Annotated in this window: 21 protein-coding genes; 8 read left to right on the top strand and 13 right to left on the bottom strand. The window is 60.2% G+C overall.

Translation table 11 applies throughout. The features are described 5' to 3' along the window. Window positions 1-122 precede the first annotated feature (122 nt). The 5 genes from ATH90_RS09525 to fabB all read left to right on the top strand — a co-directional run bounded on the left by ATH90_RS09525 (window position 123) and on the right by fabB (window position 7,081). A complete protein-coding gene (locus ATH90_RS09525; protein ID WP_316249714.1) occupies window positions 123-2,255 on the top strand; it encodes a TonB-dependent receptor plug domain-containing protein in 2,133 nt (710 codons plus the stop codon). 1 nt (window position 2,256) lies between these two features. Next, complete coding sequence (locus tag ATH90_RS09520; RefSeq protein WP_098466142.1) at window positions 2,257-3,186, top strand: ABC transporter substrate-binding protein; 930 nt, start codon at window positions 2,257-2,259, stop codon at window positions 3,184-3,186. Beyond that, window positions 3,183-5,084, top strand: coding sequence for an ATP-binding protein (locus ATH90_RS09515; protein WP_034102960.1), 1,902 nt, complete (start codon window positions 3,183-3,185; stop codon window positions 5,082-5,084). Before ATH90_RS09520 ends, ATH90_RS09515 begins: the two co-directional genes overlap by 4 nt. Before the next feature lie 249 nt (window positions 5,085-5,333). Then, window positions 5,334-5,849 (top strand): 3-hydroxyacyl-[acyl-carrier-protein] dehydratase FabA, encoded by a 516-nt coding sequence (fabA, locus tag ATH90_RS09510; RefSeq protein ID WP_010211704.1) that lies wholly within the window; start codon window positions 5,334-5,336, stop codon window positions 5,847-5,849. A gap of 11 nt (window positions 5,850-5,860) precedes the next feature. Next, entirely contained in the window at window positions 5,861-7,081 is a 1,221-nt protein-coding gene (fabB, locus tag ATH90_RS09505; RefSeq protein ID WP_017134470.1) for a beta-ketoacyl-ACP synthase I, read from the top strand. 189 nt (window positions 7,082-7,270) lie between these two features. Here the strand turns inward: fabB and ATH90_RS30040 are convergent, their stop codons facing one another. Next, window positions 7,271-8,896, bottom strand: coding sequence for a methyl-accepting chemotaxis protein (locus ATH90_RS30040; protein ID WP_098466141.1), 1,626 nt, complete (start codon window positions 8,894-8,896; stop codon window positions 7,271-7,273). A 95-nt stretch (window positions 8,897-8,991) separates the two neighbouring features. Continuing rightward, window positions 8,992-9,984, bottom strand: coding sequence for an amidohydrolase family protein (locus tag ATH90_RS09495; protein WP_189663428.1), 993 nt, complete (start codon window positions 9,982-9,984; stop codon window positions 8,992-8,994). Window positions 9,985-10,154: 170 nt separating this feature from the next. On the opposite strand from ATH90_RS09495, the gene ATH90_RS09490 reads away from it, so the two are divergent. Both ATH90_RS09490 and ATH90_RS09485 read left to right on the top strand, forming a co-directional pair. Continuing rightward, entirely contained in the window at window positions 10,155-10,571 is a 417-nt protein-coding gene (locus tag ATH90_RS09490) for an OsmC family protein (protein WP_034102952.1), read from the top strand. 64 nt (window positions 10,572-10,635) lie between these two features. Then, on the top strand, window positions 10,636-11,502 hold the full coding sequence (locus ATH90_RS09485) for a pirin family protein (protein ID WP_098466139.1): 867 nt from the start codon (window positions 10,636-10,638) through the stop codon (window positions 11,500-11,502). A 99-nt stretch (window positions 11,503-11,601) separates the two neighbouring features. Here the strand turns inward: ATH90_RS09485 and ATH90_RS09480 are convergent, their stop codons facing one another. The 4 genes from ATH90_RS09480 to ATH90_RS09465 all read right to left on the bottom strand — a co-directional run bounded on the left by ATH90_RS09480 (window position 11,602) and on the right by ATH90_RS09465 (window position 15,316). Further along, window positions 11,602-12,330, bottom strand: coding sequence for a dienelactone hydrolase family protein (locus ATH90_RS09480; RefSeq protein WP_098466138.1), 729 nt, complete (start codon window positions 12,328-12,330; stop codon window positions 11,602-11,604). 66 nt (window positions 12,331-12,396) lie between these two features. Beyond that, a complete protein-coding gene (gene htpG / locus ATH90_RS09475) occupies window positions 12,397-14,301 on the bottom strand; it encodes a molecular chaperone HtpG (RefSeq protein ID WP_025858543.1) in 1,905 nt (634 codons plus the stop codon). A gap of 89 nt (window positions 14,302-14,390) precedes the next feature. Beyond that, window positions 14,391-14,843, bottom strand: a complete 453-nt coding sequence (locus tag ATH90_RS09470; RefSeq protein WP_034102946.1) for a PaaI family thioesterase — start codon at window positions 14,841-14,843, stop codon at window positions 14,391-14,393. Then, entirely contained in the window at window positions 14,840-15,316 is a 477-nt protein-coding gene (locus tag ATH90_RS09465; protein WP_098466137.1) for a PaaI family thioesterase, read from the bottom strand. Before ATH90_RS09465 ends, ATH90_RS09470 begins: the two co-directional genes overlap by 4 nt. A gap of 158 nt (window positions 15,317-15,474) precedes the next feature. Between ATH90_RS09465 and ATH90_RS09460 the strand changes: the two genes are divergently transcribed. Further along, complete coding sequence (locus ATH90_RS09460; RefSeq protein WP_010211724.1) at window positions 15,475-15,726, top strand: hypothetical protein; 252 nt, start codon at window positions 15,475-15,477, stop codon at window positions 15,724-15,726. 90 nt (window positions 15,727-15,816) lie between these two features. Here ATH90_RS09460 and ATH90_RS09455 read toward each other — a convergent pair whose 3' ends face one another. The 7 genes from ATH90_RS09455 to ATH90_RS09425 all read right to left on the bottom strand — a co-directional run bounded on the left by ATH90_RS09455 (window position 15,817) and on the right by ATH90_RS09425 (window position 26,431). After that, window positions 15,817-16,554, bottom strand: coding sequence for a DUF599 domain-containing protein (locus tag ATH90_RS09455; RefSeq protein ID WP_034102942.1), 738 nt, complete (start codon window positions 16,552-16,554; stop codon window positions 15,817-15,819). 247 nt (window positions 16,555-16,801) lie between these two features. Further along, window positions 16,802-18,115, bottom strand: coding sequence for a branched-chain amino acid transport system II carrier protein (gene brnQ, locus ATH90_RS09450; protein ID WP_034102940.1), 1,314 nt, complete (start codon window positions 18,113-18,115; stop codon window positions 16,802-16,804). A gap of 415 nt (window positions 18,116-18,530) precedes the next feature. Further along, window positions 18,531-19,412 carry a succinate--CoA ligase subunit alpha gene (gene sucD / locus ATH90_RS09445; RefSeq protein ID WP_003172813.1) on the bottom strand — a complete coding sequence of 294 codons (882 nt, stop codon included), beginning with the start codon at window positions 19,410-19,412 and terminating at the stop codon, window positions 18,531-18,533. Then, on the bottom strand, window positions 19,412-20,578 hold the full coding sequence (gene sucC, locus ATH90_RS09440) for an ADP-forming succinate--CoA ligase subunit beta (RefSeq protein WP_003190011.1): 1,167 nt from the start codon (window positions 20,576-20,578) through the stop codon (window positions 19,412-19,414). The genes sucD and sucC overlap by 1 nt, the downstream gene beginning before the upstream one ends. 204 nt (window positions 20,579-20,782) lie before the next feature. Further along, entirely contained in the window at window positions 20,783-22,219 is a 1,437-nt protein-coding gene (lpdA, locus tag ATH90_RS09435; RefSeq protein WP_034102937.1) for a dihydrolipoyl dehydrogenase, read from the bottom strand. 109 nt (window positions 22,220-22,328) lie between these two features. Beyond that, window positions 22,329-23,555: a 2-oxoglutarate dehydrogenase complex dihydrolipoyllysine-residue succinyltransferase gene (gene odhB / locus ATH90_RS09430; protein WP_034102935.1), complete on the bottom strand. Its 1,227-nt coding sequence runs from the start codon at window positions 23,553-23,555 to the stop codon at window positions 22,329-22,331. A 44-nt stretch (window positions 23,556-23,599) separates the two neighbouring features. Beyond that, the gene (locus tag ATH90_RS09425) at window positions 23,600-26,431 is read right to left on the bottom strand and encodes a 2-oxoglutarate dehydrogenase E1 component (RefSeq protein ID WP_034102933.1); all 2,832 of its coding nucleotides are present in this window, start codon (window positions 26,429-26,431) and stop codon (window positions 23,600-23,602) included. Between the last annotated feature and the right edge of the window lie 137 nt (window positions 26,432-26,568).

The raw sequence follows: 26,568 nt of genomic DNA, 5'->3' as shown, positions 1-26,568 counted from the left end.
ATGAATTCATGCGTTTGTCGGAAAATGCCACGTTTACATGAAGTAATTGCAAGTCCTACGACTGGCAAAAGGCCCCACCTCAGTTAACATGGGCGGCTATCCGCAATTATCAAGGCCGTGCCGTGTATCTGGGCCCTCCTCCTCGTTCATCTGTGTGGCTGATGCTATTGGGCATGCCGTTGTGCAGCAGCGCAGCGCTGGCCGACGACCTGTTCCTCGACAGCCAGCCGCTGCCCCAAGTGTTGACCGCCACGCGCCTCAAGCAATCGGCCGCCGCCGTGCCCGGCAGCATGACCGTGATCGACAGCGAGCTGATCAAGGCCAGCGGCGCGCGGGACATCAGTGAGTTACTGCGCCTGGTACCCGGGATGATGGTCGGCTACACCACCGGCAACCAGGCGGCCGTGAACTACCACGGCACCAGTGCCAGCGATGCGCGGCGCATGCAGGTGTTGATCGACGGCCGCTCGGTATACCGCGCGGGCCTGGCCACCGTCGACTGGAGCGACATTCCGGTGGCCATGGAAGATATCGAGCGGATCGAAGTCTTCCGCGGCCCCAACACCGTCAGCTATGGCGCCAATGCCTTGATGGCGGTGGTCAACATTCTTACGCGCTCACCGGCCAACAGCCACGGCACGCGGGTCAAGGTGGTGCGCGGCGAACTCGGGATCAATGACTTCTATGCCAGCCAGGGCGTGGGCTGGGAAACCGGTGACTTGCGCCTGTCCCTCTCCGGTCAGCAGGACGACGGCTTCGACAGCGATGCAGCGGGCGCCGACCGCCGTGACAGCCGCCGCCTCAACCGCTTCAGCCTGGCGATCAGCCAGACGTTGAACGCGCAACAGAGCATCGACTGGCAACTGGATGCGAAGGAAGGTACTAACCAGCGTCCTTATACCTACAGTCCGGTATTTGCCGGGATTACCGAAGGTGGCAACAATTCCGACGTCACGGCCAAGGACTACGCCGGCTCCCTGCGCTGGAACTTCGACTTCAACCCTGACCACAGCCTGTACATCCAGGGCTCGGCGCAACAGTGGGACCGCCGGCAAATCTGGAAGGCCTGTGATGCCAAGGTGTCCTTCAGCCCGGAGCTCACCCAGTTATGGCAGCTGAACCCCAACTACGCCGAACTGCTCGCACGGCATATGGACACCTACAGTCAAGGCAGCGCGCCACCAGGTAGCGCCGCCGAGCAGGCCCTGGCCAACCAGGTGCTGCAGCAGTGGCGCGACGGTGCCAGCCAAAGCGTGTGCGGTGATATCGACCAGAGCACCCGTGAAAGCCGATACGACCTGGAGATTCAGGACACCCTCAGCCTGTCCGACAGCCTGCGCCTGGTCAGCGGCATGAACTACCGCTACGACCGGGCAGACTCCGATACCTACTTCGACGGTACCCTGGACGACACCACCTGGCGCCTGTTCGGCCAGTTGGAATGGCGCGCCAGCGAGCATTGGCTGCTGCAAGGCGGCGCCATGTATGAAGACACTCACCTGAGCGGCAACTCGCTGACGCCTCGAGTGGCGGTCAACTACCTGATCAACCCGCGCCATGGCTTGCGCGCGGTGTATTCCGAAGCGATTCGCTCGCCGGACATGTTCGAGAACAACGTCAACTGGAGTTATCGCGTCACCAACCTCAGCTCCCCCGCCTACGGGCAGACCACCGGGCAATACTTCGTAAAGACCCGGGGCCCGGGCAACCTCGATAAAGAGATGATGAAGTCGCGGGAACTGGGGTACAACGGCTTCTTTGCCGACATCGGGCTGAACATGGACGTGAAGTTGTTCTACGACGAGATCACCGACATGATCAGCTCACCGCTGCGCAACAACCAATACATTGCCAGCAACGCCAACAGCGCACGGTTCACCGGCGCCGAATCCCAGTTCGACTGGCGCGTGAGCAACGCCGACCGACTGCGGCTGACCTATGCTTACGTCGATGCAGACACCAGCAACCCGCGGGACAAAGCGCAGACCGCACGCAATAGCGGCTCCGCCGGCTGGTTGCGTGAGTGGGGCCATGGCTGGTCCAGCGCGCTGTTCTACTATGGCGATGACGCGCTCAACCAATATCGCTTCGAACGGGTCGACCTGCGGGTGGCCAAGCGCATTGCCCTGGGCAAAGCCAACGTGGAGCTGGCCGGCATGTTGCAAGAACGCCTGGATAACCAGCCCACCACCTGGGCCGATAACAATTATGACCATCGCCACGTGCTCTACTTCAGCGCGGAGTTAGAGTTCTGACATGGGCGACTCGTCACGGATGACCTGCCTCTTGATCACCACGCTCTGGCGACGCGCGGTGCTGCTCGTGTGCCTGCTATTGCCCGCGCCGGCCTGGAGCGCCGATATCCTGCTGACCGCCGCCGAAGACGGCGCTGGGGTGCAGGCCTTTGCCCAGGCCCTGGCGCAGCAACGTCCCGAAGACCACGTCACCTTCACGGTCCTCAAGGACTTGCCAGCCCCTGGTCGACTGCCGGCCAACACGCGGTTGATCCTGCTCGACCTGCCCGGCCTCGACTGGCGCCTGCAGGACAACCAGGGCCCGCCAACCCTGGTGCTGCGCATCAGCCGGCTGCAGGCCCACCAGCGCCTGGGCAGCACGCAGCACCCGCGCATCAGCCTGCTGTGGAGTGACCCGCCGCTGGATCGCCAACTGCACCTGATCGCCAGCATCCTGCCCCAGGCGCGGCGGATCGGCGTGCTCTACGGCGACGACAGTGAGTTCCTCCTGCCCGAGTTGCGCCAGCACGCCACCCCCCTGGGCCTGGAGATCGTGCCTCAGCGCTGGGACAACATTAATGACAGTCGGCCACTGCAGACCCTGTTCCGCAACAGTGACGTGTTGCTCGGCCTCGACGACCCGCAGTTGTACAACCCGAAAACCGCGAAGAACCTGTTGCTGAGCAGCTATGCCCAGCAATTGCCGCTGGTGGGCCCGAATGCGGGCTTCGTGCGAGCGGGCAGCCTGGCCAGCACCTACAGCGATCAGGCCGACTGGTTGGCCGTGCTCGACCGCCTGCTCGACCACTCACCGGCCAACTGGCCACGCTCGCTCTACCCGGAACACTTCAAAGTCGTGGGCAACCCGCAAGTCGCGCGCTCACTGGGGATCGAACAGGTGGACGAAACCAGCGTCGCCACCCGATTGGCCGAAGGAGAAAAACGCCCATGACCTTGCGTCGTCGCTGGGACATCAACACCCGCACGCAGCTCATCACCCTGGGCCCGGCGCTGTTGCTGACGTTGCTGTTGATCAGCTTCTTCACCTTCGTGCGCATCCAGGACCTGCGCCAGGAACTGGACCACACGGGCCAACTGATCGCCAACCAACTGGCGCCTGCCACCGAGTACGGGGTGATTTCCGGCAACAATGATGTGCTCGACAGCCTGCTGCGCGCCACGCTGGCCACGCCTCACGTGCGCTTCCTGGAGATTCAGGACAGCAGCGAGAACATCCTGGTGTACGTCGAGCAACCCTCGGAGAAACACGACCGCTCGCTGTCGGTAAAAGTCTTCCAGGCGCCGATCCGCCTGCAACACATTCAGTTGGGCAATGATTTCTTCCAGGACAACCTCAACGAATCCAAGGCACCCCGTGCGGACTACCTGGGACGGGTCATCGTCGGCATGTCCAACGACGCGTTCAGCCAGCGCCAGCAGGAGATCCTGTTCAAGGCTGGCATCCTCGCGCTGTTCGCCCTGCTGTTTACCTTCCTGCTCGCCAGGCGCCTCGCCGCCAGCCTTTCGCAGCCGATCAGCGCTATGGGCCATGCGGTGAAGGCCATCCAGCAAGGTGACTACAAGACGCCGCTGCCGATCGTGGATGACTCGGAGCTGGGCGACCTGTCGCGGCATATCAACAACCTCGCCGAAGGTCTCAACCAGGCCAGTCGCGAACAGCAACAAGCCATGGCCCAATTGATCCAGACCCGCGAAGAGGCCGAGCGCGCCAACAATGCCAAGTCGGATTTCCTGGCGATGATGAGCCATGAGCTGCGCACGCCCATGAATGGCGTGCTGGGCATGCTGCAGTTGCTGGAAACCACGGAGATGACCGAGGAGCAGGCCGAATACGCGGCGTTGGCCTCCGAGTCGACCGAGCATCTGCTCAAGGTCATCAACGATATCCTCGACTTTTCGCGCATCGAACGGGCCGCCCTGGAACTGGAGCACATTCCGTTCAACCTGGCCGACCTGATCAACAGCTGCGCCCAGGCGTTCCAGCACAGCGCCCAGCAGCGCGGGTTGGCGCTGGAGCTGTCGATTCCGCCAGGGATGGACACCTTGCGGGTGCAGGGCGACCCGACGCGGATCCGTCAGATCCTGGTGAACCTGATCGGCAACGCGCTGAAGTTCACCGAGCACGGCAACGTCAGTATCGAGCCGCATTGGCAGGCCCTTGACCATGAACTGGTGTGGTTCACCTGCACCGTGCGCGACAGCGGCATCGGGATTTCCGCCGAGCGCCTGGAATTGATGTTCGATGCGTTCCAGCAGGCCGACAGTTCCATTTCAAGACGTTACGGCGGCACCGGCCTGGGCCTGCCCATCGCCCGCACCCTGGCTGAACGCATGGGCGGCACCCTGCGCGCCCAGAGCGAAGAAGCCCGCGGTTCGGTGTTCACCCTGGAAATCCCCCTGGCCATCGACCAGCACAACGTACCGGCCATTGCCAGCGACGCTGACGGCAAGGCCAGCGCTGGCAATGGCCGCCATGTCCTGCTGGTGGAAGATAACCCGGTCAACCGCGCCGTGGTCGAAGCCATGCTGCGCAGCCTGGGCTTTGAAGTGAGCCTGGCCGCCGACGGCGCCGAGGCGATTCGCAGCGCTGAAAGCCTGATTTTCACGGTAATCCTGATGGATTGCCGGCTGCCGCTGATCGATGGCTACGAAGCCACCCGGCAGATTCGCCAATTGCCGGGCTGCGCCGACCTGCCGATCATTGCCCTCACGGCCAACGCCTTGCAGGGCGACCGCGAAGCCTGTTTGGCGGCCGGAATGAACGATTACCTGGCCAAGCCGTTCAAACGCACGGATTTGCAGCAAATCCTGCAACGCTGGGTGCAATAGCGCCGCGCCATCAGCCAACTCCGACTGGCGTGAAAGACGAAAGTGCGGCAGTCTTAGGCACCCGAACGGGCCCATAAACAGGCCCGGTTTAAAATTTCAGTGAACAAGTGTACATTCAGTACCTTGCCGCTGTGACTTTCACTACAACGCAATAGTCTATGTGTAGGCTGCCGACATGAGGCATGAACGCTTCATTCGGTTCGGGAAGATTTGCCCTACCCTGCCGCATGGGATTATTGAGGAGCTCGCATGACCAAACAAAACGCCTTTACTCGGGAAGACCTGCTGCGCTGCAGTCGCGGTGAGCTGTTCGGCCCAGGTAACGCGCAACTGCCCGCCCCGAACATGCTGATGGTGGATCGCATCACCCATATCAGTGAAGAGGGTGGCAAGTACGGCAAAGGTGAATTGGTCGCCGAGCTGGATATCACCCCGGACCTGTGGTTCTTCGCCTGCCATTTCGAAGGCGACCCTGTCATGCCAGGTTGCCTGGGCCTCGACGCCATGTGGCAGCTGGTCGGCTTCTTCCTCGGCTGGCAAGGCCTGCCAGGCCGCGGTCGCGCCCTGGGTTCGGGCGAAGTGAAGTTCTTTGGCCAGGTCCTGCCGACCGCCAAGAAAGTCACCTACAACATTCAAATCAAGCGCGTCCTCAAGGGCAAGCTGAACCTGGCCATCGCCGATGGTTCGGTGAGCGTCGACGGTCGCGAGATCTATACTGCCGAAGGCCTTCGGGTCGGCGTATTCACTTCCACTGACAACTTTTAAGGGTTATCCGCATGCGCCGCGTCGTTATCACTGGTCTGGGTATCGTTTCTTGCCTGGGCAATGACAAAGAGACCGTCACCGCTAACCTGCGTGCAAGTCGCCCTGGCATCCGCTTCAACCCGGAATATGCCGAAATGGGTCTGCGTAGCCAGGTTTCCGGCTCCATCGACCTGCCCCTCGAAGAACTGATCGATCGCAAGATCTATCGCTTCGTCGGCCACGCTGCCGCCTACGCCTACCTGGCGATGAAAGACGCGATTGCCGACTCAGGCCTGAGCGAAGACCAGGTATCGAACGTACGCACCGGCCTGATCGCCGGCTCCGGCGGCGCATCGACCCTCAACCAGATGGAAGCGCTGGATATCCTGCGCGAAAAAGGCGTGAAGCGCGTTGGCCCTTACCGTGTCACGCGGACCATGGGCAGCACCGTTTCGGCCTGCCTGGCCACGCCGTTCCAGATCAAGGGCGTGAACTACTCGATCTCCTCCGCATGCGCCACCAGTGCTCACTGCATCGGTACTGCCGTTGAGCAGATCCAGCTGGGCAAGCAGGACATCGTGTTCGCCGGCGGCGGTGAAGAAGAGCATTGGAGCCAGTCGTTCCTGTTCGACGCCATGGGCGCACTGTCCACCCAGTACAACGAAACCCCGGAAAAGGCCTCCCGCGCCTACGACGCCAAGCGTGACGGTTTCGTCATCGCCGGCGGTGGCGGCATGGTGGTGGTCGAGGAGCTGGAACACGCCCTGGCCCGTGGCGCCAAGATCTACGCGGAAATCGTTGGCTACGGCGCGACGTCCGACGGCTATGACATGGTTGCCCCAAGCGGTGAAGGCGCCATCCGTTGCATGCAGATGGCAATGTCCACCGTAGACACCCCAATCGACTACCTGAACACCCACGGCACCTCGACTCCGGTCGGCGACGCCAAGGAAATGGAAGGCGTGCGTGCGGTATTCGGCGACAAGGCCCCGGCCATCAGCTCCACCAAGAGCCTGTCCGGTCACTCCCTGGGCGCCGCCGGCGTTCACGAGGCGATCTACTGCCTGCTGATGATGGAAGGCAACTTCATGGCCGGTTCGGCCAACATCGACGAGATTGATCCGGTTGTGGCTGACATGCCGATCCTGACCAAGACTGTTGAGAACGCGAAAATCGACACCGTGATGAGCAACAGCTTCGGCTTCGGTGGCACTAACGCCACCCTGGTGCTGAAACGCTGGCAGGGTAAATAAACCCCGCAGGTTGATCACATGAAAAAGCCCCGACTGGTTCGGGGCTTTTTTGTGGGTGACTCAATTCAAAACCGAGTTGCCTGCTCGGCGAGCAAGCCCGCCCCCACATTTGACCGAGTACATCCTGAAGGAATGCGCTCGAGTGTAGGAACGGGCCTGCTCGCGAAGGGGCCACCTCGGTCTACTGCCCTACACCGAGAATCGCGCCACCATGGTGTTCAGGTCCACCGCCAACCGCGACAGCTCCTGGCTCGCCGCACTGGTCTGGTTCGCCCCCGTCGAGGTCTGGTGCGCCAGGTCGCGGATATTCATGAGGTTGCGATCCACCTCACGCGCCACCGCCGCCTGCTGCTCCGACGCACTGGCGATAACCAGGTTGCGCTCATTGATCAAGGTGAACGCCGAGGCAATCTCCTCCAGCGCCGTGCCCGCCGACTTGGCGATGTCCAGGGTCGAGCGTGCGCGGCTGTTGCTCTGCTGCATCGAGCTGACCGCCTGATCGGTGCCTTGCTGGATCCCGCTGATCATCTGTTCGATTTCCCGGGTCGACTGCTGGGTGCGATGGGCCAGGGCGCGCACCTCATCGGCCACTACTGCAAAGCCACGCCCGGCATCCCCGGCGCGTGCGGCTTCAATCGCGGCATTCAGCGCCAGCAGGTTGGTCTGCTCGGCAATCGAGCGAATGACGTCCAGTACCTTGCTGATGCCGTAGACCTTCTGGGCCAGGTCCTCGACCTGCATCACGTTGTCGGTGACATCGGTGGCCAGCGCCTCGATCGACACCACCGTCTGGTGCACCTGCTCGCGCCCATGCTGGGCAATGCGATCGGACTCGCGTGACGCCTGGGACGTGGCCACGGCATTGCTCGCCACTTCCTCCACCGCAGCGGTCATCTGGTTGACCGCCGTAGCTGCCTGTTCAATTTCCTGGCTTTGCTGGTGCAACCCGCGGGTGGCGTCTTCGGTGACGCAGTTGAGCTCCTCGGAAGCCGAGGCCAGTTGGTTGGATGACTCGGAAATACGCCGGATGGTATCGCGCAGGTTCTCCTGCATGCCCTTGAGCGCCTGCTGCAGGCGCGCTGGCTCATCGTTGCCACTGAGGCTGATCTCACCCGTCAAATCGCCACTGGCTACGCTTTGGGCCACTTTCAATGACTGCGCCAAGGGCAATACGATGCTGCGCGTCAGCCATACCGCCAGGCCGATGGTGATCAGCGCCGTGAGTGCGATCATGCCAATCACCCAACTGCGTGACTGGGTGAACACGGTTTGCGCCAGGCTAGCTGCCTGGTTGGCACTGGCTTTGTTGAGGTTGACCAACTGATGCAGCGTCGCCGCCAGCTCATCAGCGAGCTGGTTCATCTCGCCATTGACCACACGGATCGCGTCGTCCAACTGGTTGGCCTTGGAAAACCCCATGACCTGCTCCTGGCGTTGCAGGTATTGCTGCTCCTGGGCCTTGAAGCGATCAAACAGCGTACGCTCCTCAGGCAACACGATCAGCGCCTCGTAGAGCGCCTGGGCCTGGTGCAGGCCGTTTTTCAGGTCACCCAGCTTCTGCTCGTTCTGCGCCAGCGCCTGGGGATCGCGGTTGACCAGCAGACGCAAGGTCAGTGCACGAATACGCAGCAAATCCTGGCTCATCTCCCCCACCGCCATGACGCTGGGCAGCCAGTTGTTTTCCACCTGGTCCGACTGCTGGCGCATATTGCCCATCTGCAGCAGGGCAAAGCCGCCCAGGGCAAACACCATCAAGGCCAATATGCCAAACCCCAAGCCTGCGCGCGGGGCGATATTCAGACTTCTGATACTCATGCCTTGGCTCCTTCCAATTGCGCTGCATCCAATTGCAGCTGGCTCTTGAAAGGTATCGGCGCCTTATCGCCTTTGCGTAAGACGAAAACGCGATATCAACGCCGCTCACCATCGCGAGCAGGTTCAGGCAGGATGGCCAGGAAGTTGTCACGCGCGACTTTACGGGCGACCGCCTCAGGCAATGCATCCAGGAAAGGGTCAAAGCGGCGCATTTCATTACCCAGCTTATTGAAACGCCCCACGACGTCCGAACCCAACATAAAGCGCTCCGGGAAGCGCTCCACCAGCGTTACCCACTCTGGGCGTGGCTGACCCGCGTCATCCAGCAAGTATGGCGTGAGCATGCTCCAGGACAGGTCGATGTACAGGTTGGGATAGGCCTCGAGCATGCGGCTCAAGGTGGGCAGCAAAAAGTCCATCTGCACCTGGTGGCGGTGAATTTCCTTGCTGGTGCCAGCATGGGCCCAGATGAAGCGGGTATGGGGATGGTTGCGCAGCGGCTCCTCCACCTCGGCCAGGTACAGCGGGTTGCGCTCGCGCTTGGAGGTGATGTTGGAGTGCAGCATCACCGGCAGGTCGTTTTCCGCCGCCAGGTGATAGATGCGCGTCATGGCTTCGTTATTGGCGCGCGGTGTGTCACCCGCGGTGATGGCCGTGAGGTCGTCATGACGGGTGAAGACTTCGCCGATGCCTTGCCACAACCCTGGGTTGAGGTCGAGCATGCGCTGGATGTGGGCAGCGGAGTTCTTGTCATTGGGGTTGAAGCCGGACAGGAACGGATGAAAGTGCTGGCGCTGCTCGGGGGTCAGTTTATTGACCGCTGCGGCCACGATCACATCGGTGGCGCTGTACCAGTAGGCATCCGCGTCATCACCGGCGTAATAGCGCGGGCGCTTGGGTTCGTCTTCGTGCCATTTCTTTGCGACCGGTATGCCGGAAATCATCACGTGATCGATGCGGTTATCGGCCATCGCCTTGAGCAGCTTGTCCATGCCCGCGGTTTCCTGGAAGAAGTCGACGTAATGCAGGTGCGCATCGCTGTAGGCATAGTCACGGGCCTGCACGGCAAGGCTGCTGGCGGCGAGCATCAGGGCAAGAGTCAGGCGGGTCCAGAGCACGGTAAAACCTCGATAAGGGCTGATACGGGTAGACCTTGCGCGCCCCGCCGGGGTTCATCCAGCAAAAAACGCGGAACACCGCAGTGCCAGCATGCTCTATAACTGCATGACCTTCATCCTGCCATCCTGTGAGGTTTACCATGCCTGTTACCGTAAATACCCTGAACCAGGACAATTTTCGCCACAGCCTCAACATCGACAACCACGAGTTGTTCACCGACCTGCCCAAAAGCCTGGGTGGGGATGATTCGGCGCCCTCCCCCCATGACTACTTCGACGCCGCCCTGGCCTCGTGCAAAGCCCTGACGCTCAAGCTGTACGCGCAGAAAAAAGACATCCCGCTCACCGGCGTGACCGTGGAGGTCACCCATGACGCCGCCGAAGAGCAAAAGGGCAAATACACGCTCAACGTCAAGCTGACGCTCAAGGGCGTACTCACCGATGAGCAGCGTGATGAACTGCACCGCGTGGCGGATCGCTGCCCGGTGCACAAATTGATGACCACAGCCGAAATCAGCATCGACACGCAACTGTCGGAAGGCGCGTTCAGCCAATAGCGGCAACCTCCCGTCGAGCGGGTTATGCTCAGCAGTACCTAACCCGCTCAGACTGGGACGCACCATGACCCCCTTCACCGTGATCCGCCCTCGCCCCGAAGATGTCGAGGGCCAGCCCATCCTGCGCCCGCTGCCCTCGCGGGAATGCCGCAGCGTCGGGCCTTTCGTGTTCTTCGATCATATGCTGCCGACCCGCTACGCGCCGGGTGATGGCATGAACATCCGCCAACACCCGCATATCGGGCTGTCGACCCTGACGTATCTGTTTGAAGGTACGTTGCAGCATAAGGACAGCCTGGGCTCGGACCAGGTGGTGCAGGCCGGTGATGTCAGCTGGATGACCGCCGGTAGCGCGATTGCCCACGTCGAACGCACACCCGAGGCGGTCAGGGCCAAGGGTTTCAGCCTGCATGGGCTGCAGGTGTGGCTGGCCTCCCCCAAGGACCACGAGACGGGCCCCGGGCACTACAGCCATCACCCGGCGGCGAGCCTGCCGGCGAGTGACAACCTGGGTGTACAGATCCGCCTGATTGCAGGCAGCGGGTTCTGCCTCAAGTCACCGGTGCCAGTGCTATCGCCCACCCTGTATGCCGAGGTGCAGATGCAAACGGCCACGACCCTGCTGATTGCCGATGAGCATGAAGAACGCGCGGTGTATGTGCTGGAGGGTGACGCCCAGTTGGACGGTGAGGCGCTTGAAGTTCACAGCCTGGTGGTGTTGCCGGCCGGTCAGGAGATGACACTGTTTGCCGAGAGTGGTTGCCACCTGGTGGTGTTGGGTGGCGCACCGCTGGATGGGCCTCGGCGGATCAAATGGAATTTTGTCGCGAGTGATCCGGCGGTGATCGACCAGGCCAGGCAGCGCTGGGCGGCCGGGGATTGGCCGACGGTGCCGGGTGAGTCTGAAAGAATCGAGCTGCCGTTGAGATAGCCATCCCAGGCCAGCCAGCGCCCACATCTACCGGTGTGCACCGATCAAAATGTGGGCGCTGGGCTTGAGCGCGATGAAGCCGCAGCAGGCGCTGAAGAATCAGGCCTTGAACACTTCATCCAACAGGTTATGCATCGACTGGAATGCCCGCTTGGCGGTCTTCGCGTCATACATCATCTTGCCCGGCACATTCGCATGCGGATCGGTGAAGGAATGTACCGCGCCGCCGTAGCTCAGCAATTGCCAATCCACGCCGGCCGCATTCATTTCATCTTCGAACGCAGGCAGTTGCTCTTTAGGCACCAATGGGTCGGAAGCGCCGTGCAGGACCAGCACTGAGCCCTTGATGTTTTTCGCGTCCGCCGGGTTCGGCGTGTCGAGGGTGCCGTGGAACGAGATGGCAGCCTTGAGCGGCGCACCGGTGCGCGCCAGTTCCAGGGAACAGCAACCACCGAAACAGAAACCGAAGGTCGCCAGTCTCGACGTATCAACGCCAGCCTCGGTCTGGCCCTGCAGTTGCTCGAACGCCGCCTGCATGCGCTTGTTCAACAATGCACGGTCGTTCTTCAACGGCATCATCGCAGCGCCGGCTTCATCGCCATTCGACGGGCGCACGGTCTGCCCGTAGAGGTCGGCGATCAGCACCACATAGCCCTTGCCGGCCACGCTCTTGGCGATCTCTTCGGCACCCGCCCCCACACCCATCCAGTTCGGCGCCATCAGCAGGCCCGGCAACGGGCCCTTGTGGCTGGCATCGAACGCGAGGCGGCTCTCATAAGACTGGCCATCAATCTGATAGACCACGGAACGTACAGTGACTTGGCTCATCATTTACTCCAGTTGAGGTGCGTCAGAACGAAAAAACCCGCCGAAGCGGGTTTTTCTACAACGGTGTCAGACCGACAGTTCAACCAACAGCTTGTTCAGTCGGCGCACATAGGCGGCCGGGTCTTTCAAGCTGTCGCCAGCGGCCAGGGCCGCCTGGTCGAAGAGGATGTGCGACAGGTCGCCAAAGCGCTCTTCGCTCTGCTCGCCGTCGAGTTTCTCGATCAGCGGGTGAGCCGGGTTGAACTCGAAGATCGGCTTGGAATCCGGAACCTTCTGGCCGCTGGCTTCCAGGATCTGGCGCATCTGCATGCCCAAATCCTGCTCGCCGATGGCCAGGATCGCCGGGGAATCGGTCAGGCGGTGGGAAACCCGCACTTCGCTGACGGCATCGCCCAGGGACGCCTTGATCCGCTCAACCAGGCCTTCTTTGGACTTGGCGACTTCCTCGGCTTCTTTCTTCTCTTCTTCAGAGTCCAGGTTACCCAGGTCGAGGTCACCACGGGCCACGTCGACGAAGGACTTGCCGTCGAACTCGTTGAGGTAGCTCATCAGCCACTCATCGATACGGTCGGTCAGCAGCAGCACTTCGATGCCTTTCTTGCGGAAGACTTCCAGGTGCGGGCTGTTCTTGACCTGAGCGTAGGTTTCGCCGGTGAGGTAGTAGATCTTGTCCTGACCTTCCTTGGCGCGTGCCAGGTACTCGGCCAAGGACACGACCTGCTCGCCGTCGTCGCCCTGAGTCGAGGCAAAACGCAGCAGGCCAGCGATTTTTTCCTTGTTGGCAAAGTCTTCCGCCGGGCCTTCTTTCATGACCTGGCCGAAGTTTTTCCAGAAGCCTTTGTATTGCTCAGGCTCGTTCTTCGCCAGTTTTTCCAGCATGTCGAGCACGCGCTTGGTCAGCGCCGACTTCATGGAGTCGATGATCGGGTCTTTCTGCAGGATTTCCCGCGACACGTTCAAGGACAGGTCGTTGGAGTCGACCACACCCTTGATGAAGCGCAGGTACAGCGGCAGGAAGGATTCCGCCTGGTCCATCACGAACACGCGTTGTACGTAGAGCTTCAGGCCTTTTGGCGCTTCACGCTGGTACAGGTCGAACGGAGCACGGGCCGGTACGTAGAGCAGCGAGCTGTATTCCAGCTTGCCTTCGACCTTGTTGTGGCTCCAGCTCAGCGGGTTTTCGTAGTCGTGACCGATGTGTTTGTAGAACTCCTGGTATTCCTCGTCCTTGATCTCGGTACGCGGACGGGTCCACAGCGCGCTGGCGCGGTTGACCACTTCCCATTCCTGGGCAGGCGCTTCTTCGCCTTCAGCGGCCGCCTGTTCTTTCGGCAGCTCGATCGGCAGGGCAATGTGGTCGGAGTACTTTTTGACGATGTTGCGCAGGCGCCAGCCATCGGCGAATTCGTCTTCACCGGATTTCAGGTGCAGCACGATACGCGTGCCACGGTCGGCCTTGTCGATCGTGGCGATTTCGAATTCGCCTTCGCCTTTGGACGACCAGTGCACGCCTTCGCTGGCGTCGAGGCCGGCGCGGCGGCTGAACACTTCAACTTTGTCAGCCACGATGAAGGCCGAGTAGAAGCCCACGCCGAACTGGCCGATCAGGTGCGAATCTTTCTTCTGGTCGCCCGACAGGTTCTTCATGAAGTCGGCGGTACCGGATTTGGCGATGGTCCCCAGGTGGGTGATCGCGTCTTCGCGGCTCATGCCGATGCCGTTGTCTTCGAGGGTGACGGTCTTGGCGTCCTTGTCGAAGCTCACGCGGATTTTCAGTTCGGCGCCACCTTCCAGCAACTCAGGCTTGGACAGGGCTTCGAAACGTAATTTGTCGACAGCGTCAGAGGCGTTCGAGATCAATTCGCGAAGGAAGATTTCCTTGTTGGAATACAGCGAATGGATCATGAGGTGCAGCAGTTGCTTCACCTCGGTCTGGAAGCCCAGGGTTTCCTTTTGAGTTTCCACACTCATGGTCATCAAACTCCAATTGGATGGCAGTGGCCGCATCCGTGAGGGTTAGCGGCGGGTTGTCATCAAAGTTGGGGGCTAAGACCAGGATTTCAAGGGCGGCTCGATTCCTCGATCTTGAAATGCGCGCGGGCGGTGGCGATCGGCTCGGCCGCCGTGCTTTGCCAGGCGGTGATGGCCACATTGGCCACGCGCCGGCCCTGGCGCCACACCTGGCATTTGGCGTAGGTGTCGCGAAACTGGCCGGCGCGCAGGTAATCCAGGGAAAAATCGATGATTTTCGGAACGCCTGGCGCACCGGTGAGCACCAGCAGGTGCAGCGCGGCGGACAGCTCCATGAAGCCGGCGATCACTCCGCCGTGGAGCGCCGGCAATATGGGGTTACCAATATTGTCCTTGTTGGCCGGCAGGCGGAACAGCAACTCATCCCCGAGCCGCGTGCATTCAATGCCGATCAGCTTGGCGTAGGGGATCAGGTTGAGCAGCGCCTCGTAATCACCCCGTTCGTGGGCCTGCTCCAAGCGCGTCTTGAATCGATGTGTCATGCCTGTCCTCCCTTGACCGTATTGCTCAACCCTTGCGCACCCTTGAGGCGCTTGCCCATGCGCATAAACGTGCCCACCACATGAGCGATGGGTTGTTGCGGATCATCCTGGTAGGCAAAGCCACGGGTGAAGATCACGTCGGTGGTCAACCGGTAGCATTGGGCGAAGCCGTACACCGGCTGGTGTGGCGCAGCGGGATGCATGTAGTCAACGCGCAGGTCGAGGGTCGGGCACACCTCGAATTCCGGCAATACGCAGAGGGTGGCCATGCCGCAGGCGGTGTCCATCAGGGACGTCAGCGCGCCGCCGTGGATAACGCCGGTGCGCGGATCGCCGACCAGATGCGGGGCGTAAGGCATGAGCAACGTTATGCCCTCCTCACTGGCCTGATAAGCGGTGATACCCAGCACCTGACAGTGGCGCAAGGCGGACACAAAGCGCGTCGCACGCGCCAGCAAAGGATTTTCGGTCATTCGATACAGACTCTTATTTGTGTGGATCCGCGCAATAGAGGTGACGGCTGGAAGTTCCTCGGCGAGCGTCGTTTATATATCTGCGTAATAAAAGGAACTAATGCTGAACCCCCATGCTCGAAAGGCCAGTAGATATCTTCAATAAGGAGAAACACCCCATGCGCAAGACGTTAGCTATTTCCATGATGTTGGCCGCTGCCCTCGGTCTGGCCGCCTGTGACAAGAAATCCGAAGACAAAGCCCAAGACGCTGCTGCGCACTCCGAGCAAGCTCAGAAAGATATGGCGAAGGCTCAGGATAAAGTGAACGACGCTGCGAAAGAAAACGCCGATGCTGCCAAAGCTCAGGCTGAATCGAACGAAGCCGCCGCGAAAGAAGCAGCACCTGCTACCCCTGCCACCGGTTCTTGAGACCGCGGCTTGTAATAGCTTCGCTGCAAAAAGAAAGCCCGCTTAGATAGCGGGCTTTACTTTGCCTGGTGTTTTTATCGCCAGGGATAATCAAGCGGTCTCTTTAACCGCTTCCGCCGGCGGTGTATCCGTCTGCGTGTACACCATCACTTGCAGTACGTCGGAATGAAACTCCCGGCGATACAGCACCAGCACCACCCCACTGCTCATCAACATGAACAACCAGGGGCTGACAAACCACGCCAGCATGGTCATGCCGAAGTAATAAGAACGCAGGCCAAAGTTGAACTGGTTGGCGGCCATGGAAATCACCCGCGCCGCGCGCAGTGCGAACGCTTTGCGTTCCTGCTCCGACACATGCCGCTCACCGACCATTGGCGCCGAGCCGACCAGCACCGCCGCGAAGTTGTACTGGCGCATGCACCAACTGAACGTGAAGAACGCATAGACAAACACCAGCGCCAGGCAGAGCAGCTTGATCTCCGACATGCCCTGGGAGGCCTGCTGCACCATGGGAATGTCTGCCAGCAGCGACACCGCGCGCTCGGAGGCACCCAGCACGGTGAGGATACCGGCCAGGATGATCAAGGTACTGGAGGCAAAGAACGAGGCATTGCGTTCCAGGTTGCCGATCACACTCGCGTCGGCGATGCGGTTGTCGCGCAGCAGCATGCGGCGCATCCAGTCTTCGCGGTACAGGTGCAGCACACTGGCCAGGCACGCTGTATCCCGAGCCTTCCACGTGGCATAACGGGTGTAGCCGCCCCAGCACAGGACGAACCAGAGCGCGGCAAGCAGGTGGATCTGATTGGCTTCGACGAACGACATGCGGGTCCCTATGACGAGCGCGACCCGTGTGGGAGCTGGCTTGCCTGCGATGGCGTCTGCTCAGTCACTGCTGAGCTAACTGGCACACCGCTGTCGCAGGCAAGCCAGCTCCCACACTGACCGCGTTTCAACTTGAAATTTTCTTAACCTGTTCGACGTTAACTCAGGCGAAAAGACACTGCCTGACACCCAAAAAAAATGCCCCGTATCGATTGATACAGGGCATTTCGGTAAAGCCTTTAGCGGATCAAGCGATGGCTTCGCTGCGCTTACCGAGCATGCGATCAACCACCACCGCCACAGCCAGGGTCATCACCGATGGCACCAACCACGCCAGGCCCTGCTCGCTCAATGGCAGGTGCGCCAATTGCGACGGCAGCCAGTCGGCCAGGCCAGCGCCCTTGAGCGCGTCGATGCAACCAAAGATGAACGACACCAGCATCACCGGACCAACAATGCGGCCTTGCTCCTGCCAGAAGTCTTTGCAGAAGCTCAGCGCCACCAGCACGATGCACGGCGGATAAATCGCGGTGAGCACCGGGATCGAAAAGGCAATCAGCTTGGTCAGGCCCAGGTTCGATACGAACAGCGAGAACAGCGCAAGGATCACCACCAGGGTCTTGTAGGACAGTGGCAGGATTTTGCTGAAGTACTCGGCGCAGGCACAGGTCAGGCCCACGGCAGTAACCAGGCACGCCAGGGAGATCAACACGGCCAGGAAACCGCTGCCCAGGGACCCGAAGGTATGTTGCACATAGGCGTGCAGCACCGCCGCGCCGTTACTGGCACCGGCGGCCACGGCATGGCTGCCCGAGCCCAGGCGGAACAGGCTGACATACACCAGCGCCAGGCCCACGCCGGCAATCAGGCCGGCAATGATGGCGTAGCGGGTGATCAACGTCGGTGACTCGACACCACGGGAACGAATGGCGTTGACGATCACGATGCCGAACACCAGGGCGCCCAGGGTATCCATAGTCAGGTAACCATTGATGAAGCCTTGGGAGAACGGTGCAGCCACGTATTCCGGGGTGGCAACGCCCACCTCACCGGCCGGCAAGGCAAACGCGGCGATACCGAGGATGGCAAGTGCGATGATCTTCAGCGGCGCGAGAAAACGACCCACTGTGTCCAACAGCCGACCTGGATACAGGGAGACAAAGAACACCACCAGGAAGTACACCGAGCTGTAGAGGAACAGCGCCAGCGGGCTCTCGCCGGTCAGCGGCGCCAGGCCCACTTCGAACGATACGGTCGCGGTACGCGGGGTGGCGAACAGCGGCCCTACCGCCAGGTACGCCGCCGCCGCCAGCAGGCCACCGGCGATCTTGCCGATCGGGCTGCTCAACGCGTCCATGCCGCCGCCAACCTTGGCCAGGGCGATCACAGTGACCACCGGCAGGCCGACCGCGGTGATCAGGAAGCCCAGCGCTGCCATCCAGACATGAGGCCCGGACTGCAAACCAACGATAGGCGGGAAAATGATGTTACCGGCGCCCACGAACAGGGCAAACGTCATGAAGCCCAACGCCAGGACATCCTGGCTTTTCAACACTTTCATTTGAGGAAATACCACACTACTGAATCGGAATTTAGAGGGGGATTCCCTATGGATGAGGGAAATACTGCCAGCCCTTATGGGAGCCGACCGGTCTAGCGCGCGGCTTCCTTTTGGGATGCGGACGCATAAAGAGGCGGCTAGAGTACAGAATTGGGCTGACAAACGCACTGTTGCGGGGCGCACTGTCCGATAAGCGACACTTTCATGTCGCGTTTTCATACCTAATCTGGCAGTAAAGGCAAAATGTGGGCGTGGGCTGGCCCCCGATGCGGTGGGCCAGTCGCTTCGTGCGTGACTGAAACGCCGCTATCGGAGGGCAAGCCCCCTCACACATTAGATTTTCACCCACCGTCTAAACGCACAAAGGCCACCCGAAGGTGGCCTTTGCTGGTAGAGCGTCAGCTAAGCGCGAGGCTTACTTGACAGCCCAACCGGTCAGCTCGGCCAGGGCCTTGCCGATGTCTGCCAGCGAACGCACGGTTTTTACGCCTGCGTCTTGCAGCGCAGCGAATTTCTCGTCTGCAGTGCCTTTGCCGCCAGAGATGATTGCGCCAGCATGGCCCATGCGCTTGCCAGCAGGGGCAGTCACACCAGCGATGTAGGAAACAACCGGCTTGGTCACGTGTGCCTTGATGTAGGCAGCCGCTTCTTCTTCAGCCGAACCGCCGATCTCACCGATCATCACGATCGCTTCGGTCTTCGGGTCTTCCTGGAACAGCTTCAGGATGTCGATGAAGTTGGAGCCTGGGATCGGGTCACCGCCGATGCCGACGCAAGTCGACTGACCGAAACCGGCGTCAGTGGTTTGCTTGACAGCTTCGTAGGTCAGGGTGCCGGAACGGGAAACGATACCGACTTTACCTGGCAAGTGAATGTGACCTGGCATGATGCCGATCTTGCATTCGCCTGGAGTGATCACGCCTGGGCAGTTAGGGCCGATCAGGACTACGCCCAGCTCGTCGCACTTAACTTTAGCGTCCAGCATGTCCAGGGTAGGAATGCCTTCAGTGATGCAGACGATCAGCTTGATGCCGCCGAATGCTGCTTCCAGGATGGAGTCCTTGCAGAATGGCGCTGGAACGTAGATCACACTGGCAGTGGCGCCAGTGGCAGCTACAGCGTCTTTCACGGTGTTGAACACTGGCAGGCCCAGGTGCTCGGTGCCGCCTTTACCAGGAGTTACACCACCAACCATCTTGGTGCCGTATTCGATGGCTTGCTGGGTGTGGAAACTACCTTGCGAACCGGTAATACCCTGGCAGATAACTTTGGTGTCTTTATTGATCAGGACGCTCATTATTTGCCCTCCGCAGCTTTGACAACTTGTTGAGCAGCGTCGGTCAGGCTGGTAGCCGCGATGATGTTCAAACCGCTTTCTGCCAGTACTTTAGCGCCCAGTTCAGCGTTGTTGCCTTCAAGGCGAACAACAACCGGGATTTTAACGCCGACTTCTTTCACTGCACCGATGATGCCTTCGGCAATCATGTCGCAACGAACGATGCCGCCGAAGATGTTGACCAGTACTGCAGCGACGTTGGAGTCGGACAGGATGATCTTGAAGGCTTCGGTTACGCGTTCTTTGGTAGCACCACCGCCCACGTCGAGGAAGTTGGCTGGTTTGCCGCCATGCAGGTTGACGATGTCCATGGTACCCATGGCCAGGCCAGCACCGTTGACCATGCAACCGATGTTGCCTTCCAGCGCTACGTAGTTCAGTTCGAACTTGGCAGCGTGCGCTTCGCGCGGATCGTCTTGCGACGGATCGTGGAAAGTCTTCAGCTTAGGCTGACGGTACATGGCGTTGGCGTCGATGTTGATCTTGGCGTCCAGGCAGTGCAGATCGCCGTCAGCCTTGATCACCAGCGGGTTCACTTCCAGCAGAGCCAGATCGTGATCCTGGAACAGTTTGGCCAGACCGACGAAGATCTTGGCGAACTGGGCAACTTGCTTGCCTTCCAGGCCCAGCTGGAAAGCCAGCTCGCGACCCTGGAATGGCTGAGCGCCAACCAGTGGGTCGATAGTGGCTTTCAGAATTTTTTCTGGGGTTTCGTGAGCGATCTTCTCGATGTCCACGCCACCTTCGGTGGAAGCCATGAACACGATACGACGGCTCGAACGGTCAACGACAGCGCCCAGGTACAGCTCTTTAGCGATATCAGTGCACGATTCAACCAGGATCTTGGTGACTGGCTGGCCATTGGCATCAGTCTGGTAAGTCACCAGACGCTTGCCCAGCCACTGCTGTGCGAAGGCCTTGGCGTCTTCTTTGCTGCGAACCAGCTTAACGCCGCCCGCTTTACCGCGACCACCGGCGTGGACCTGGGCTTTGACAACCCACTCGCTGCCGCCGATTTTGTCGCAAGCTTCTGCTGCTGCTTCCGGGGTGTCTACTGCGTAACCCTTGGAAACTGGCAGGCCGTATTCAGCGAACAGCTGCTTACCCTGATACTCGTGAAGATTCATGCTTTTTACCGTCTTCGTTAGGTACTGCGCATTCGGCGCTGCGCTCATTATGAGTGCCGCGCCACCTGTGACTGCTGCTTGCGCAACTTGCGGGGCTCAAGGCCCGTAAAGCTGCGCAAGGCTGCGTCCAGCGGATATTCCGCGGTGAGTCTTGCGCGCAAGGCTCACGACGGGCAACTCCGCCGTGGTTTCTTATTATCTCGCTTAGCGCTTCTTCTTGTTGGCGATGTGGATGGCGCCGCCATTCACTGCCAACGCGGCTTCATGCAGCGCTTCGGACAAGGTCGGATGGGAGAAGACCATCATGCCCAGGTCCTCGGCGCTGGTGCCGAATTCCATACCGATCGCGCCTTGCTGAACCAGTTCTGCAGCGCTTGGGCCAATCACATGGACGCCCAATACGCGGTCAGTCTTGGCATCAGCGATGACTTTGACAAAACCACCGGTGTCGTTGGCTGCCATGGCACGGCCAGAAGCGGCAAACGGGAAGGTGCCGACGTTAACTTCAACGCCTTCAGCTTTCAACTGCTGTTCGTTCTTGCCGACCCATGCAATTTCCGGGTGGGTGTAGATAACCGACGGGATCAGGTCGTAGTTCATCTGGGTTTTGTGGCCCTTGATGCGCTCGACAACCATGATGCCTTCTTCGGAAGCCTTGTGCGCGAGCATCATGCCGCGAACCACGTCGCCGATGGCGTAGACGCCAGGCACGGTGGTAGCGCAGTGATCGTCAACGTGGATGAAGCCACGCTCGTCGATGTTCACGCCGCTGTCGGAAGCCAGCAGGTCGGTGGTCACTGGACGGCGACCCACGGCGACGATCAGCTTGTCGAAAGTGATGGTCTGCTCGCCGTCTTTGTCGGTGTAGGTCACGACAACTTCTTCGCCGTTGACTTTAGAACCGGTGACACGGGCGCCCAGCTTGATATCCAGACCTTGCTTGGTCAGGGTTTTCAGCGCTTCCTTGGACACCGCGGTGTCGGCAGCCAGCAGGAACGTATCCAGGGCTTCCAGCACGGTGACTTCGGCACCCAGGCGGGACCATACCGAACCCAGTTCCAGGCCGATCACGCCAGCGCCGATCACGCCAAGGCGCTTGGGCACTGCTTGGAATTCCAGGGCGCCGGTCGAATCGACGATCACGTTCTGGTCAACCGGAGCCGGTGGAATGTCGATTGGACGCGAGCCTGGCGCCAGGATCACGTTCTCGGCTTCGATGACTTCTACCGAACCGTCTGGCTTGGTGATTTCAACTTTCTTGCCGGCCAGCAGCTTGCCGTGGCCTTGCAGGGAAGTCACGCCGTTGGCCTTGAACAAGGTAGCAACGCCGGAAGTCAGGCCTTTAACGATGTTGGCTTTACGGCCGACCATTGCAGGGACGTCCATGGTCACGCCAGCATGGTTGATGCCGTGGATCGCGAAACCGTCTTGGGCCTCGTGGAATTTCCAGGAGCTGTCCAGCAGCGCCTTGGAAGGAATGCAGCCAACGTTCAGGCAAGTACCGCCCAGCGCCAGTTTGCCTTCCTTGTCGGTGTATTTTTCGATGCAAGCAGTCGAGAGGCCCAGTTGTGCGGCCTTGATGGCGGCAACGTAGCCGCCAGGACCTGCACCAATCACTACAACGTCAAATTTCTGTGTCATAAAAAGGTTCCCATTTTAGCTGCAAGCTACAAGCTGCAAGCCACACGTTGAAAGCACCGATCGCCCGCTTCGAGCTTGGAGCTTGCAGCTTGCAACTTGCAGCTGCTTTTTAGATATCCAGAAGGAGACGAGCCGGGTCTTCCAGCAGGTTCTTGATGGTCACCAGGAAAGTCACGGCTTCTTTACCATCGATCAGGCGGTGATCGTAAGACAGTGCCAGATACATCATCGGGCGGATCACGACTTGGCCGTTGATGGCCATCGGACGCTGGATGATGTTGTGCATGCCCAGGATCGCAGCTTGTGGCGGGTTCACGATCGGGGTCGACATCATCGAACCGAAGGTACCACCGTTGGTGATGGTGAAGGTACCGCCGGTCATCTCGTCGATGGTCAGCTTACCGTCACGGGCTTTCTTGCCGAAGGTCGCGATGCCGCCTTCGATTTCAGCCAGGCTCATCAGCTCGGCGTTACGCAGTACCGGAACTACCAGGCCACGGTCGCTGGACACGGCAACGCCGATGTCTGCGTAGCCATGGTAAACGATGTCGTTGCCGTCGATGGAAGCGTTGACTGCCGGGAAGCGTTTCAGCGCTTCGGTGGCCGCTTTCACGAAGAACGACATGAAGCCCAAACGTACGCCGTTGTGGCTCTTCTCGAACAGGTCCTTGTACTTCGAACGCAGGGCCATGACTTCGGTCATGTCGACTTCGTTGAAAGTGGTCAGCATCGCCATGTTCGACTGTGCTTCAACCAGACGCTTGGCCACGGTGGCACGTACGCGAGTCATCGGTACACGCTTCTCGGTGCGGTCGCCAGCGGCGAACACAGGTGCAGCGGCAGCCGGGGCAGCAGCCTTGGCAGGCGCGGCAGCTGGAGCGTTTTTCTTGGCTTCAACCGCGGCAACCACGTCTTCCTTGGTCACACGGCCGTCTTTGCCAGTGCCTTTGATGGACGCCAGGTTGATGCCGTTCTCGTCAGCCAGCTGACGGGCAGCCGGTGCAGCGATTGGGTCTTCAGCGCCAGCAGCCGGAGCGGCTGCAGGGGCCGAAGCAGCAGCCGGTGCAGCGGCGGCAGCAGGAGCGGCGGCAGCAGCGCTGCCCTCTTCGATCGAGCCCAGCACCTGGTTCGACAGAACGGTAGCGCCTTCTTCGGCAACGATTGCGCCCAGCACGCCGTCAGCTTCGGCCAACACTTCCAGAACGACTTTGTCGGTCTCGATGTCGACGATCAGGTCATCACGCTTTACGGCGTCGCCTGGTTTCTTGTGCCAGGTGGCAACGGTGCCATCGGCAACCGATTCCGGGAATGACGGGGCTTTGATTTCGATAGCCATTATCTGTGGGTCCTTAAAATTCGGTTTCAGTCAGCGCGAAGGCGTTAAACAGTGAAAGCATCTTGCAGCAGTTTTTCCTGCTGCTCGGCGTGCATCGACGCATAACCACACGCAGGTGCAGCGGAAGCATCACGGCCGGCATATTCCAGGCCCAGGGCCTTGTTGTGGTTGCCGATGCTGCGACGCAGGTGATGCTGGCTGCTGTACCACGCGCCCTGGTTCATCGGTTCTTCCTGGCACCACACCACGTTCGTGAGGTTGGTGTAAGGCGCGATGGCCTCCATCAGGTCGTCTTCCGGGAACGGGTAAAGCTGCTCGATACGCACGATGGCGATGTCTTCGCGGCCTTCGGCACGGCGTTTTTCCAGCAGGTCGTAATAGACCTTGCCACTGCACAGGACCAGGCGAGTCACCTTGGCGGCATCCAGCGCATCGATTTCTGGAATAACGGTCTGGAACGAACCATCAGCCAGATCTTCCAGGGTCGAGATGGCCAATTTATGACGCAGCAGCGACTTCGGCGTCAGCACTACCAGCGGCTTGCGCAGCGGGCGGATCACCTGGCGACGCAGCAAGTGGTAGATCTGGGCCGGGGTTGTCGGCACGCACACCTGGATGTTGTGCTCGGCGCACAGCTGCAGGTAACGCTCCAGACGGGCCGAGGAGTGCTCTGGCCCCTGACCTTCATAACCGTGTGGCAGCAGCATGGTCAGGCCGCACAGGCGACCCCACTTGTGCTCACCGCTGGTGATGAACTGGTCGATAACCACCTGGGCACCGTTGGCAAAGTCGCCGAACTGGGCTTCCCAGATCACCAGCGCGTTTGGCGTGGTGGTCGAGTAACCGTATTCGAACGCCAGTACGGCTTCTTCGGACAGGAACGAATCGTACAGGTCGAAACGTGGCTGCCCTTCGTACAGGTTCTGCAACGGGATGTAGGTGCCCGCGTCTTTCTGGTTGTGCAGAACCGCGTGACGGTGCGAGAACGTACCACGGCCGATGTCCTGGCCGGTCATGCGGATCGGGTGACCTTCGAACGCCAGGGTCGCGTACGCCATGGTTTCGGCGTAACCCCAGTTGATCGGCAGGCCGCCGGCTTGCATCTTCTGACGGTCTTCGTAGATCTTCGCGACCTGGCGCTGAACCACGAAGCCTTCTGGAATTTCCAGCAGCTTGGCGGACAGTTCCTGCAAGGTCTTCAGGTCGAACGACGTATCGTGACGTGCAGTCCAGGCGTGGCCCAGGTACGGACGCCAGTCAACGAACAACTCTTTGTTCGGCTCCTTGACCAGGCTTTTTACTACATGCAGGCCATTGTCCAGGGCGTTGCGGTATTCATCGACTTTCGCCTGAACGCGCGCGTCGTCAACCACACCGGCCTTGGTCAGGCTTTCGGCATACAGCTCACGGGTGGTGCGCTGCTTGGTGATCTGCTGGTACATCAACGGCTGGGTGCCGCTTGGTTCGTCGGCTTCGTTGTGACCGCGACGGCGGTAGCAAACCAGGTCGATGACCACGTCACGCTTGAACTGCATGCGGTAATCGATGGCAAGCTGTGTCACGAACAGCACGGCTTCCGGATCATCACCATTCACATGGAGGATCGGCGCCTGGATCATCTTGGCAACGTCGGTGGCGTACTCGGTAGAACGCGCGTCCAGCGGGTTGCTGATGGTGAAGCCAACCTGGTTGTTGATGACGATGTGAACGGTACCGCCCGTCTTGAAGCCGCGAGTCTGCGACATCTGGAACGTTTCCAGGACCACGCCTTGACCGGCGAATGCCGCGTCACCGTGGATGGAAATCGGCAGGACTTTTTCACCGGTGGTGTCGTTGCGACGATCCTGGCGAGCACGCACCGAACCCTCGACCACTGGAGAAACGATTTCCAGGTGGGATGGGTTAAAGGCCATGGCCAGGTGCACTTCACCGCCGGTGGTCATCACGTTGGACGAGAAGCCCTGGTGGTATTTAACGTCACCGGAACCCAGCTCGACCTTCTTCTTGCCTTCGAACTCGTCGAACAGCTCACGCGGGTTCTTGCCGAAGGTGTTGACCAACACGTTCAGGCGACCACGGTGGGCCATGCCGATCACGATTTCCTTGGTGCCATAGGAACCGGAACGCTGGATCAGCTCGTCGAGCATCGGGATCAGGCTTTCGCCGCCTTCCAGACCGAAACGCTTGGTGCCTGGGTATTTGGTGCCCAGGTATTTTTCCAGGCCCTCGGCAGCGGTTACGCGCTCAAGCAGGTGGCTGCGCACGTCGGCGGAAAGCACCGGACGACCACGCACACCTTCCAGGCGATGCTGGAACCAGTGGCGTTGCTCGGAATCGGTGATGTGCGTGAACTCAGCGCCAATGGTGCGGCAATATGTCTGCTGCAACGCTTCGTGAATTTCGCGTAGGCTCGCTTCCTCTTTGCCGATGAACAGGTCGCCGGCACGGAAGGTCGTATCAAGATCGGCATTGGTCAAGCCGTAATGATTGATCGACAGGTCAGCAGGTGCAGGACGCTTCCAGAGCCCCAGCGGGTCAAGCTGGGCCGCCTGGTGGCCACGCATCCGGTACGCCTGGATCAGTCGCAATACTTCAACTTGCTTCTTCTCGTGCTCACTGCTCACGCTTGCGGCAGAAACCGGCTGGGCGCGGCGCTGGTTCTTTGCCAGCAGCACAAACTGATCGCGAATTGTTGCGTGCGATACATCGGTGGCAGCGTTGCCGTCTGAAGACAACGTCTGAAATTTGGTGCGCCATTCTTCTGGCACAGCGTTAGGGTCGTGCAGGTAGAGCTCATAAAGCTCTTCCACATAGGCAGCGTTACCACCTGAAAGATAGCCGCTGTTCCACATGCGCTGCATCACGCTTTCTTGCATGCTTGGTCACCCTCGATTTGGGGACACCACCGGCGGAAACACCGAGTTTGCTTGCAAAAGGCCAAGTGCAGCGACCAAAACAAGCCACTTAGGATCACGCTGATAGTTCGGGTACCAACCCGAATGCCCCTGCTTGT

The sequence above is a fragment of the Pseudomonas lurida genome (assembly GCF_002563895.1).
In the GTDB taxonomy this organism is placed as follows: domain Bacteria; phylum Pseudomonadota; class Gammaproteobacteria; order Pseudomonadales; family Pseudomonadaceae; genus Aquipseudomonas; species Aquipseudomonas lurida.
This window is presented reverse-complemented; position numbering and strand designations above follow the sequence as displayed.

Bases quoted from the DNA above. Each gene is read 5' to 3' on its own strand.
- ATH90_RS30040 (WP_098466141.1), bottom strand. From the start codon at position 8,896: ATGAGTATCAGAAGTCTGAATATCGCCCCGCGCGCAGGCTTGGGGTTT.
- ATH90_RS09470 (WP_034102946.1), bottom strand. From the start codon at position 14,843: ATGACACATCGATTCAAGACGCGCTTGGAGCAGGCCCACGAACGGGGT.
- odhB (WP_034102935.1), bottom strand. From the start codon at position 23,555: ATGGCTATCGAAATCAAAGCCCCGTCATTCCCGGAATCGGTTGCCGAT.
- ATH90_RS09485 (WP_098466139.1), top strand. From the start codon at position 10,636: ATGACCCCCTTCACCGTGATCCGCCCTCGCCCCGAAGATGTCGAGGGC.
- brnQ (WP_034102940.1), bottom strand. From the start codon at position 18,115: ATGAAAGTGTTGAAAAGCCAGGATGTCCTGGCGTTGGGCTTCATGACG.
- sucD (WP_003172813.1), bottom strand. From the start codon at position 19,412: ATGAGCGTCCTGATCAATAAAGACACCAAAGTTATCTGCCAGGGTATT.
- ATH90_RS09520 (WP_098466142.1), top strand. From the start codon at position 2,257: ATGGGCGACTCGTCACGGATGACCTGCCTCTTGATCACCACGCTCTGG.
- ATH90_RS09480 (WP_098466138.1), bottom strand. From the start codon at position 12,330: ATGAGCCAAGTCACTGTACGTTCCGTGGTCTATCAGATTGATGGCCAG.
- fabB (WP_017134470.1), top strand. From the start codon at position 5,861: ATGCGCCGCGTCGTTATCACTGGTCTGGGTATCGTTTCTTGCCTGGGC.
- ATH90_RS09455 (WP_034102942.1), bottom strand. From the start codon at position 16,554: ATGTCGTTCGTCGAAGCCAATCAGATCCACCTGCTTGCCGCGCTCTGG.
- sucC (WP_003190011.1), bottom strand. From the start codon at position 20,578: ATGAATCTTCACGAGTATCAGGGTAAGCAGCTGTTCGCTGAATACGGC.
- fabA (WP_010211704.1), top strand. From the start codon at position 5,334: ATGACCAAACAAAACGCCTTTACTCGGGAAGACCTGCTGCGCTGCAGT.
- ATH90_RS09495 (WP_189663428.1), bottom strand. From the start codon at position 9,984: ATGCTCGCCGCCAGCAGCCTTGCCGTGCAGGCCCGTGACTATGCCTAC.
- ATH90_RS09515 (WP_034102960.1), top strand. From the start codon at position 3,183: ATGACCTTGCGTCGTCGCTGGGACATCAACACCCGCACGCAGCTCATC.
- lpdA (WP_034102937.1), bottom strand. From the start codon at position 22,219: ATGACACAGAAATTTGACGTTGTAGTGATTGGTGCAGGTCCTGGCGGC.
- ATH90_RS09460 (WP_010211724.1), top strand. From the start codon at position 15,475: ATGCGCAAGACGTTAGCTATTTCCATGATGTTGGCCGCTGCCCTCGGT.
- htpG (WP_025858543.1), bottom strand. From the start codon at position 14,301: ATGAGTGTGGAAACTCAAAAGGAAACCCTGGGCTTCCAGACCGAGGTG.
- ATH90_RS09465 (WP_098466137.1), bottom strand. From the start codon at position 15,316: ATGACCGAAAATCCTTTGCTGGCGCGTGCGACGCGCTTTGTGTCCGCC.
- ATH90_RS09490 (WP_034102952.1), top strand. From the start codon at position 10,155: ATGCCTGTTACCGTAAATACCCTGAACCAGGACAATTTTCGCCACAGC.
- ATH90_RS09425 (WP_034102933.1), bottom strand. From the start codon at position 26,431: ATGCAAGAAAGCGTGATGCAGCGCATGTGGAACAGCGGCTATCTTTCA.